We start from the raw sequence: 8,426 nt of genomic DNA on the forward strand, positions 1-8,426 counted from the left end.
ATTACCCTCTTTAATATAATTAAAACTTATTATTACTAGTAAATTGTATAATATTCTTATAGTTTTATACATTTGTACTAATAGTAGTATTTACCTATAAACTTTTAATTGTTTCAAAAATAATGTAGAATTATGACTTTTTTTAAAGTAATTAATCAGAAAATGTGGACATGTTAATAGTTTTCCACATTTTTTATATTATATACTTTTATAGGAGTGACTATATTCAATTATTACAATACTAACGATTAAAACAATCCACTTTGTCCACATTATCCACAAGCAGTGGGGATAGTTATTTTTCTTCTTCTATTATATAATTTATAATCCCAGAAAATATTGACCAAGCAATTTTCTCTTGATGTTTGTTTTCTATTAAAAGTTTTTCTTCTAATGGGTTAGATAAAAATCCTGCTTCTACTAATACAGCCGGCATTTCTATTTCTTTTAATACATATATATTATCCCTTGAAATAGGAGTTCTTAGGTTTTTCTTATCTAATCTTTCTCTAAATTCATTCTGTATTTCAATTGCAAGTTTTTCTCCTTCTACAGAATCTTTATTAAAAAAAGTTTGTGCTCCATAGTATTTTGAATTTGTAAAACTATTCATATGTACACTTATAAACATGTCACATTTTGATTCATTGATTATTTTTCTTCTATTTTTTAAATCTTCTATTTTTTTTTGCCTTAAAGTAGTTGACTGAGATGTATAAAGTCCACTATCATCAGTTCGTGTCATAATAACTATAGCACCACTTTGTTCTAACAATGATTTAAGTTTTAATGAAACTTCTAGATTTATTTTACTTTCTAACACATTGTTCCTGCTAACCGTTCCAGGATCTACTCCTCCATGACCTGGATCTATAACTATTATTCTGTTTGTAATAGGTAAAGAGAGGGTTTCCTTTACATTTCTTTTATAAAAAGATATTAAAAGAGTTATTATCAAAATTATCATTATCAAAGTAATGAATACAGTTTTTCTCTTTATATATATTACTTTCAAAAATATCACCTCTATAAAATATATTATCGTTTATAATATCTATGCCTACAAATAAAAAAACCCCAAGAATATTCTTGGGATTTGTTTTATCTCTTTGAGAATTGTGGACTTTTTCTTGCTTTTTTGAATCCATATTTTTTTCTTTCTGTCATTCTAGGGTCTCTAGTTAAGTTACCAGCTTTTTTAAGAGTTGGTCTAGTTTCTAGATCATAATTTAACAAAGCTCTTGCTATACCATGTCTAATAGCTCCTGCTTGACCTGTATATCCTCCACCTTTAACATTCACTAATATATCAAAGTTTCCTAGATTATCAGTTATAGTTAGTGGTTCTCTAGCTATTGTTCTTAAAGTTTCATAGTTGAAATAATCTTCTATGTCTTTTTTATTTATTATAAATTTTCCGTTTCCTGGAACTAATCTTACTCTTGCAATTGAAGTTTTTCTTCTTCCTGTTCCAATATATTGTTCTATAGCCACTTACAGTCCTCCTTTCGTTAAAGAATTAGATTTCGTATACTTCTGGCATTTGAGCTTCATGATTGTGCTCAGATCCTTTATATAACTTTAATTTTTTAATCATCTGTTTTCCAATTTTGTTTTTTGGAAGCATTCCTTTTACAGCTAATTCTATAATTTTTCCTGGATTTGTTTCAACTAATCTATTGTATGGTACTTCTTTTAATCCACCTGGATAACCTGTGTGATAAGTATAGTTAAGTTGATTCATTTTATTTCCAGTAAGTTTGATTTTTTCTGCATTTATTATTATGATATAATCACCAGTATCCATATGAGGAGTATATGTTGGTTTGTTTTTCCCCATTAATATCTTTGATACTTCTGCAGCAAGTCTTCCTAATACTTTACCTTCAGCATCTATTACATACCATTTTCTTTCAAATTCATTCGTTTTTGCCATATAGCTTTTCATCGTTTTCCCTCCTTATAAAAAGTATAAATTATTATGAGGTAGAAAAAAAGTTTCCGGTCTCTTTTTAAACACTCTAATATATTTTAATACATCTAATTATCTATGTCAAGAAGATTTTAATCATAGTATACCTTTTCTAAAAACAATCCTTCAGGATGAGCGGTAACGCCTGCTAATCTTCTATCTTTAGCTTCTATAATAGAAGGTATATCTTCTACCTTAATTCTTCCTATACCTACATATATAAGCGTACCTACAATTATCCTTATCATATGTCTTAAAAAATTGTTTCCTTTTACGATTATTTCCAAAAAATCTCCATTTTCTTCTAATTCCATACTATATATAGTTCTAATTGTATCTTTAACTTTTGTTTTAGGTCCCATAAAACTATTAAAATCATGTGTTCCTATAAAATAAGGAATACTTTTTTTTATTTTATTTGGATCTATTTTTTTAATTATATGATAAGAGAAATTTCGATATAATGGTCTTTCTATTCTACTATTATATATTATATATCTATATCTCTTTCCACTAGCACTAAATCGTGAATGGAAGTTTAAATCTACTTCTTCAGAGTTCTTTATTTTAATATCATCTGGTAATTTTCTATTTATTGCTCTAATAAAGTTTTCAGCTGGAATATTGGAGCTAGTATGGAAATTTACTACCTGACCTAGTGCATGTACTCCTTTATCAGTTCTTCCTGATGCTATTAACTTTATTGATTCTCCTGTAACCTTTTCTATAGCTTTTTCTATTACCTCTTGTATACCTAATGCATTGTTCTGAGATTGAAATCCAGAATAAGCAGTTCCTTCATATTCTATTATTAATTTTATATTTCTCATTTCTTACCTCTTAAATAAATCTAGTTGATGCTATAAATATAAAAAATAGGATCATAATTATAAATATTCCTATATCTTTTTTATCAAACCTTAATACATTTAATCTCGTTCTACCATCTCCACCTCTGTAACATCTAGCTTCCATAGCTATTGCTAGTTCATCAGCTCTTCTAAATGCATTTACAAATAAAGGTACTAATAGTGGAACTAGGTTTTTAGCTCTTCTAAGTATATTACCTGATTCAAAATCTGCTCCTCTTGCCATTTGTGCTTTCATAATCTTATCAGTTTCTTCTAGTAGCGTAGGAATAAATCTTAATGCTATAGTCATCATCATAGCTAATTCATGAGATGGTAGTCCTATCTTTGTAAAAGGTGTTAGTAACTCTTCTATACCATCTGTCAGACTTATAGGTGACGTAGTAAGAGTTAATAGTGAAGTCCCTGTAACTAGAAATATAAGCCTTAAAGCCATAAAGCTTGCTCGTGTAAGTCCCTCATTTGTAATTACAAGAGGTCCTATTTCCCATAAAACTTCTCCTTTAGTCATGAACATATTTATAAAAAATGTTATAAGAATAATAAACATGAGGGGTTTTAAGCCCTTTATTATAACCTTAATAGGAATTTTTGATAAATATATGGTTAATAAGATAAATCCTACTACAAATATATATGGAAAAAAACTATCTACAAAAAAAAGAGATATGATAAACATCATAATAACAAGTATCTTTATCCTAGGATCTAACCTATGAACTATAGTATCACCTGGGAAATATTGTCCAATAGTTATATCTTTAAGCATTTTCATCGCTCCTTAGATATCTTATAAGCTCTTCCTTCGCCTCTTCAACAGTAAGTATATCTGTTTTTATATCATGCCCTTTTGCCTTATATCTTTGCATGAATTCTGTAATTTGGGGTATCCCAAGTCCTATCTCTTCTAAATCTTGTCTTCTTTTAAATATTTCTCTTGGTGTATCGTCCATAACTATTTTACCTTTATCCATAACCAGTATTCTACCTACTATCTTTGCTATATCTTCCATATTATGTGATACAAGTATTACAGTTATATCCTCTTTTTCAAATATTTCACATATTTCGTTTAATATTTCATCTCTGCCATGGGGATCTAAACCAGCTGTTGGCTCATCTAAAACTAATACTTTTGGTTTCATAGCTACAACACCTGCTATAGCTACCCGTCTTTTTTGCCCTCCTGACAGTTCAAATGGTGATCTATCTTTTAGGTTTTCATAGTCTAGTCCTACTATTTCCATAGATTCTATTACACGCTTTTTTATTTGTTCATCTGTTAAACCTAGATTTTTAGGCCCAAATGCTATATCTTTATATATTGTTTCTTCAAATAGTTGATACTCTGGATATTGAAATACAAGACCCACTTTTTGTCTTATTAATTTAAATTTTGTACCTTTTTGGGATATATCAACACCATCTATATATAGACTACCCCTTTGGACTTTTATAAGTCCATTTAAATGCTGAACTAATGTAGATTTACCAGATCCAGTATGGCCTATAAGTCCAATAAACTCTCCTTCAGCTATTTTTAGATTTATATTTTCTAATGCTTTTTTTTCAAATGGAGTTTCTTCATTATATATATAATTTAGTTTATTAATTTCAATTATCATAATATATTTAGCAACTCCTCTATGGATAATATATCCTCATCTATTGAGATTCCAGACTTTTGAATCTCATGTGCAAGTTCTGTTACTTGAGGAACATCAAGTCCCAATTCTTTAATTTTTTCCACTTCTTTAAATACTTCTTTGGGTGTTCCTTCTATTTTTAATTGACCATCACTCATTACAACTATTCTATCTGCTTGTACAGCTTCATCCATATAATGTGTAATAAGAATTATAGTTTTTCCTTGTTCCTTATTTAATCTTTTAATAGTTTCCATCACTTCAGCCCTACCTGATGGATCAAGCATTGATGTAGGTTCATCAAATATTATACAATCTGGATTCATAGCAAGAATTCCAGCTATTGCAACTCTTTGTTTTTGACCTCCCGAAAGGAGATGTGGTGCATGTTTTTTATAAGAGGTCATCTCTACTATTTCAAGTGCATCATCTACTCTTTTTCTTATTTCTTTAGAAGGTATGCCCTGATTTTCTGGCCCAAATGCTACATCTTCTTCCACAATAGTTGCTACTATTTGATTGTCAGGATTTTGGAATACCATACCAGCTTTTTGCCTAATATCCCAAATTTTTTCTTCGTTTTTTGTATTCATTCCAAGAACTGATATATCTCCACTATTAGGAAGTAATAACCCATTCATCATTTTAGCTAAAGTAGATTTCCCTGAACCGTTATGACCTAAAACTACTAAAAATTCACCTTTTTTAACAGTAAGGTTTACATGATCTACTGCAATTAGATTTTCTTCTTCCATATACGATTTATATTCAAATACTACATCTTTCATCTCTATCATCATATCGTTCATAAAATACCTCTATTCAAACTAAATTTAAATTAAACCTATATTACTATACTCTAATATAACATAGTAGGGTTAAATATACAATTTATATAGTATTCGTTTTATATTTTATAAAACAAAAGGGACTAAGATTTATCTTAATCCCTGTCCCTTATACTAATTCTATTATAGCCATTTCTGCTCCATCTCCACGACGAGGTCCAAGTTTTAAAACTCTTGTATAACCACCATTTCTTTCTTCATATTTAGGTGCTATTTCACTAAATAAAGCTGTAGTTACATCTTCATCATATATATAAGCTAAAACTTGTCTTCTTGAATGTAAATCTCCTCTTTTTCCTAGAGTTATCATTTTTTCTGCCATTCTTTGAGTTTCTCTAGCTCTAGTTACAGTTGTCTCAATCTTACCGTTTCTCAATAGAGATGTTACCTGATTTCTAAGCATTCCTTTTCTATGAGCCGTAGGACGACCAAGTTTTCTAAGTTTTGTCATAATTATCCCTCCTTTATGGATTATTCTTCACTTTCTTTAAGACTTAATCCTAATTCAGCGAGCTTTTTTTGAATTTCTTCCAGGGATTTTCTACCTAAATTCCTTACTTTCATCATATCTTCTTCTGTTTTATCAGTTAATTCTTCTACTGTGTTTATGGTAGCTCTTTTTAAACAGTTATAAGATCTAACTGATAAGTCTAATTCTTCTACTGTCATTTCAAGAACTTTTTCTTTTTTATCTTCTTCTTTTTCAACCATAATTTCTACATCATTTACATGATCTGTCAGACCTATGAATAAGTCAAGATGTTCTGTAAGTATTTTAGCACCTAAAGAAATTGCTTCGTCTGCATCTATTGTACCATTTGTCCATACTTCTATCTCTAATCTATCATAATCTGTAATTTGACCTACTCTGGTATTAGTTACATTGTAATTAGATTTTATAACAGGAGTATAGGAAGAGTCTATGGCTATAACGCCAACTGATGTCTCTTCTTGTTTGTTTTTCTCTGATGTAACATATCCTCTACCTTTAGATAATTCTAATTCCATATATAGTCTTCCATCTTCATTGACAGTTGCTATATAATGATCTTTATTTATCATTTCTACATCAAGTCCTGTAACTATATCACCTACAGTTACTTCTTGCGGACCTTCTATATCTATAGTCAAGGTTACTGGTTCATCCGTGAATATTTTTGCAGCAATACCCTTTATGTTTAAAATAAGCTCTGGGACATCTTCTAATACTCCAGGAATTGTAGAAAATTCATGAAGTACATCTTGAATTTTTATAGAAGATACTGCCGCACCTGGTAATGAGGATAATAAAACTCTTCTAAGTGAGTTACCAAGAGTTGTTCCATATCCTCTCTCCAAAGGTTCTACTACAAATTTACCATATGTTAATTCATCATTTAATTCTAAGACTTCTATTTTCGGCTTTTCAATTTCTAACATTAATATAAACCCTCCTTTAGAATTTTGTATTATAAGGACGAGGGTAACTAATTTTAAACTTAATTATTTAGAGTATAACTCAACGATTAAGTGTTCTTCTACTGGTATATCGATGTCGTCTCTTGTTGGTTCTGCAACAATATTACCCTTTAGATTTTCTAAATCTACATCTACCCATGGTACTTGTGTACCATTATGATTTTCTATTATATCTTTAATTTTCTCACTTGACTTGCTCTTTTCTTTAACAGCTATTATATCTCCTTCTGTTACATGATGTGAAGGAATATCTGTGTTATTTCCATTTACAGTAAAATGGCCGTGAGTTACAAGTTGTCTTGCCTCAGCTCTTGAAGAAGCAAATCCTAATCTATAAACAGCATTATCTAATCTAGTTTCTAAAAGATGTAATAGATTTTCACCTGTTATACCTTGAGATGTATCTGCCATATTAAAGTATTTAGCCATTTGAGATTCACTTATACCATAAAATCTTTTTACCTTTTGTTTTTCTCTTAACTGCATTCCGTACTCTGTTACTTTCTTTCTAGATTGGCCATGTTGTCCTGGTGGGAAATTCCTCTTTGACACTGGACATTTATCAGTAAAACATTTATCTCCTTTAAGATAAAGTTTTAAACCTTCTCTACGGCACAATCTACACACTGGTCCTGTATATCTTGCCATTTGTTTTACCTCCTCTTAAACTCTTCTACGTTTTGGTGGTCTACATCCGTTATGTGGAATTGGTGTCACATCTTTTATCATATTTACTTCAAGTCCTGTAGCCTGTAGTGATCTAATTGCTGCTTCTCTACCTGATCCAGGGCCTTTAACAAATACTTCAATACTTTTCAATCCATGTTCCATAGCTTTTTTAGCTGCTTCTTCAGCTGCTTCTTGTGCTGCGAAAGGAGTGGATTTTCTTGAACCTCTAAATCCTAATTGTCCTGCACTAGCCCATGATAGTACATTTCCTTGTAAGTCAGTTAATGTAACCATTGTATTGTTGAATGTAGAAGTAATATGTGCTTGACCTCTATCAATATTTTTACGTTCTTTTCTTCTTACACGACTTTGTCTTCCTTTTTTAACTGCCATTTATTTTACCTCCTTTACTACTTTCTCTTAGTGACTAATTTCTTAGGTCCCTTTCTTGTTCTTGCATTTGTCTTAGTTTGTTGTCCTCTTACTGGTAGACCTCTTCTATGTCTCATACCTCTATAAGAGTTAATTTCTTTAAGTCTTTTTATATTCATAGCAACTTCTCTTCTAAGATCCCCTTCTACTGGATAGGTATCTATTGTTTCTCTAAGTTTTGCTATTTCTGTTTCTGTAAGATCTTTTATTTTAGTATTTTTATCAATACCTGCATTATTAATGATTTCTAAAGATCTAGATCTTCCTATTCCAAAAATATATGTTAAACCTACTTCAACTCTTTTATCTCTAGGTAAGTCAACGCCTGCTATTCTAGCCATTAAAGTTTGCACCTCCTGTTATTTTACCTACATTCATATTAACCTTGTCTTTGTTTGTGTTTTGGATTTTCACAAATCACCATTATTTTACCATTTCTTTTAATGATTTTACATTTTTCACACATCTTCTTAACTGATGGTCTTACTTTCATTTAAATCCCTCCTATACTACTTGTTTCGCCAGGTTATTC

At 30.1% G+C, this 8,426-nt stretch carries 13 protein-coding genes; all 13 read right to left on the reverse strand.

The features are described from left to right. Positions 1-295: 295 nt before the first annotated feature. The gene (gene cwlD / locus ACTHW2_RS07870; RefSeq protein ID WP_442263396.1) at positions 296-1,015 is read right to left on the reverse strand and encodes an N-acetylmuramoyl-L-alanine amidase CwlD; all 720 of its coding nucleotides are present in this window, start codon (positions 1,013-1,015) and stop codon (positions 296-298) included. Between the two features lie 86 nt (positions 1,016-1,101). Further along, positions 1,102-1,494, reverse strand: coding sequence for a 30S ribosomal protein S9 (gene rpsI / locus ACTHW2_RS07875; protein ID WP_442263397.1), 393 nt, complete (start codon positions 1,492-1,494; stop codon positions 1,102-1,104). 25 nt (positions 1,495-1,519) lie between these two features. Beyond that, complete coding sequence (rplM, locus tag ACTHW2_RS07880; protein WP_442263398.1) at positions 1,520-1,948, reverse strand: 50S ribosomal protein L13; 429 nt, start codon at positions 1,946-1,948, stop codon at positions 1,520-1,522. Positions 1,949-2,064: 116 nt separating this feature from the next. Further along, positions 2,065-2,802, reverse strand: coding sequence for a tRNA pseudouridine(38-40) synthase TruA (gene truA / locus ACTHW2_RS07885; RefSeq protein WP_442263399.1), 738 nt, complete (start codon positions 2,800-2,802; stop codon positions 2,065-2,067). Between the two features lie 10 nt (positions 2,803-2,812). Beyond that, on the reverse strand, positions 2,813-3,610 hold the full coding sequence (locus ACTHW2_RS07890) for an energy-coupling factor transporter transmembrane component T family protein (protein ID WP_442263408.1): 798 nt from the start codon (positions 3,608-3,610) through the stop codon (positions 2,813-2,815). Beyond that, positions 3,603-4,466 (reverse strand): energy-coupling factor transporter ATPase, encoded by an 864-nt coding sequence (locus ACTHW2_RS07895; RefSeq protein ID WP_442263400.1) that lies wholly within the window; start codon positions 4,464-4,466, stop codon positions 3,603-3,605. Before ACTHW2_RS07895 ends, ACTHW2_RS07890 begins: the two co-directional genes overlap by 8 nt. After that, positions 4,463-5,284, reverse strand: a complete 822-nt coding sequence (locus ACTHW2_RS07900) for an energy-coupling factor transporter ATPase (protein WP_442263409.1) — start codon at positions 5,282-5,284, stop codon at positions 4,463-4,465. Before ACTHW2_RS07900 ends, ACTHW2_RS07895 begins: the two co-directional genes overlap by 4 nt. Before the next feature lie 160 nt (positions 5,285-5,444). Continuing rightward, positions 5,445-5,786 (reverse strand): 50S ribosomal protein L17, encoded by a 342-nt coding sequence (gene rplQ / locus ACTHW2_RS07905; RefSeq protein ID WP_442263401.1) that lies wholly within the window; start codon positions 5,784-5,786, stop codon positions 5,445-5,447. Positions 5,787-5,806: 20 nt separating this feature from the next. Next, complete coding sequence (locus ACTHW2_RS07910; RefSeq protein WP_442263402.1) at positions 5,807-6,754, reverse strand: DNA-directed RNA polymerase subunit alpha; 948 nt, start codon at positions 6,752-6,754, stop codon at positions 5,807-5,809. A 63-nt stretch (positions 6,755-6,817) separates the two neighbouring features. Continuing rightward, entirely contained in the window at positions 6,818-7,441 is a 624-nt protein-coding gene (rpsD, locus tag ACTHW2_RS07915) for a 30S ribosomal protein S4 (RefSeq protein WP_442263404.1), read from the reverse strand. 15 nt (positions 7,442-7,456) lie between these two features. Continuing rightward, positions 7,457-7,855, reverse strand: coding sequence for a 30S ribosomal protein S11 (gene rpsK / locus ACTHW2_RS07920; RefSeq protein WP_442263405.1), 399 nt, complete (start codon positions 7,853-7,855; stop codon positions 7,457-7,459). Positions 7,856-7,872: 17 nt separating this feature from the next. Then, positions 7,873-8,235 carry a 30S ribosomal protein S13 gene (gene rpsM, locus ACTHW2_RS07925; RefSeq protein ID WP_442263406.1) on the reverse strand — a complete coding sequence of 121 codons (363 nt, stop codon included), beginning with the start codon at positions 8,233-8,235 and terminating at the stop codon, positions 7,873-7,875. A 38-nt stretch (positions 8,236-8,273) separates the two neighbouring features. Further along, the gene (gene rpmJ / locus ACTHW2_RS07930) at positions 8,274-8,387 is read right to left on the reverse strand and encodes a 50S ribosomal protein L36 (protein ID WP_442263407.1); all 114 of its coding nucleotides are present in this window, start codon (positions 8,385-8,387) and stop codon (positions 8,274-8,276) included. Positions 8,388-8,426 lie beyond the last annotated feature (39 nt).

It is taken from the genome of Tissierella sp., assembly GCF_052089545.1.
Classification (GTDB): domain Bacteria; phylum Bacillota; class Clostridia; order Tissierellales; family Tissierellaceae; genus Tissierella_A.

Coding starts and splice junctions, on each gene's coding strand:
- rpmJ (WP_442263407.1), bottom strand. CDS start 8,387: ATGAAAGTAAGACCATCAGTTAAGAAGATGTGTGAAAAATGTAAAATC.
- ACTHW2_RS07895 (WP_442263400.1), bottom strand. CDS start 4,466: ATGATAATTGAAATTAATAAACTAAATTATATATATAATGAAGAAACT.
- ACTHW2_RS07910 (WP_442263402.1), bottom strand. CDS start 6,754: ATGTTAGAAATTGAAAAGCCGAAAATAGAAGTCTTAGAATTAAATGAT.
- ACTHW2_RS07900 (WP_442263409.1), bottom strand. CDS start 5,284: ATGATAGAGATGAAAGATGTAGTATTTGAATATAAATCGTATATGGAA.
- rplM (WP_442263398.1), bottom strand. CDS start 1,948: ATGAAAAGCTATATGGCAAAAACGAATGAATTTGAAAGAAAATGGTAT.
- rpsK (WP_442263405.1), bottom strand. CDS start 7,855: ATGGCAGTTAAAAAAGGAAGACAAAGTCGTGTAAGAAGAAAAGAACGT.
- rpsM (WP_442263406.1), bottom strand. CDS start 8,235: ATGGCTAGAATAGCAGGCGTTGACTTACCTAGAGATAAAAGAGTTGAA.
- truA (WP_442263399.1), bottom strand. CDS start 2,802: ATGAGAAATATAAAATTAATAATAGAATATGAAGGAACTGCTTATTCT.
- rpsD (WP_442263404.1), bottom strand. CDS start 7,441: ATGGCAAGATATACAGGACCAGTGTGTAGATTGTGCCGTAGAGAAGGT.
- ACTHW2_RS07890 (WP_442263408.1), bottom strand. CDS start 3,610: ATGCTTAAAGATATAACTATTGGACAATATTTCCCAGGTGATACTATA.
- rplQ (WP_442263401.1), bottom strand. CDS start 5,786: ATGACAAAACTTAGAAAACTTGGTCGTCCTACGGCTCATAGAAAAGGA.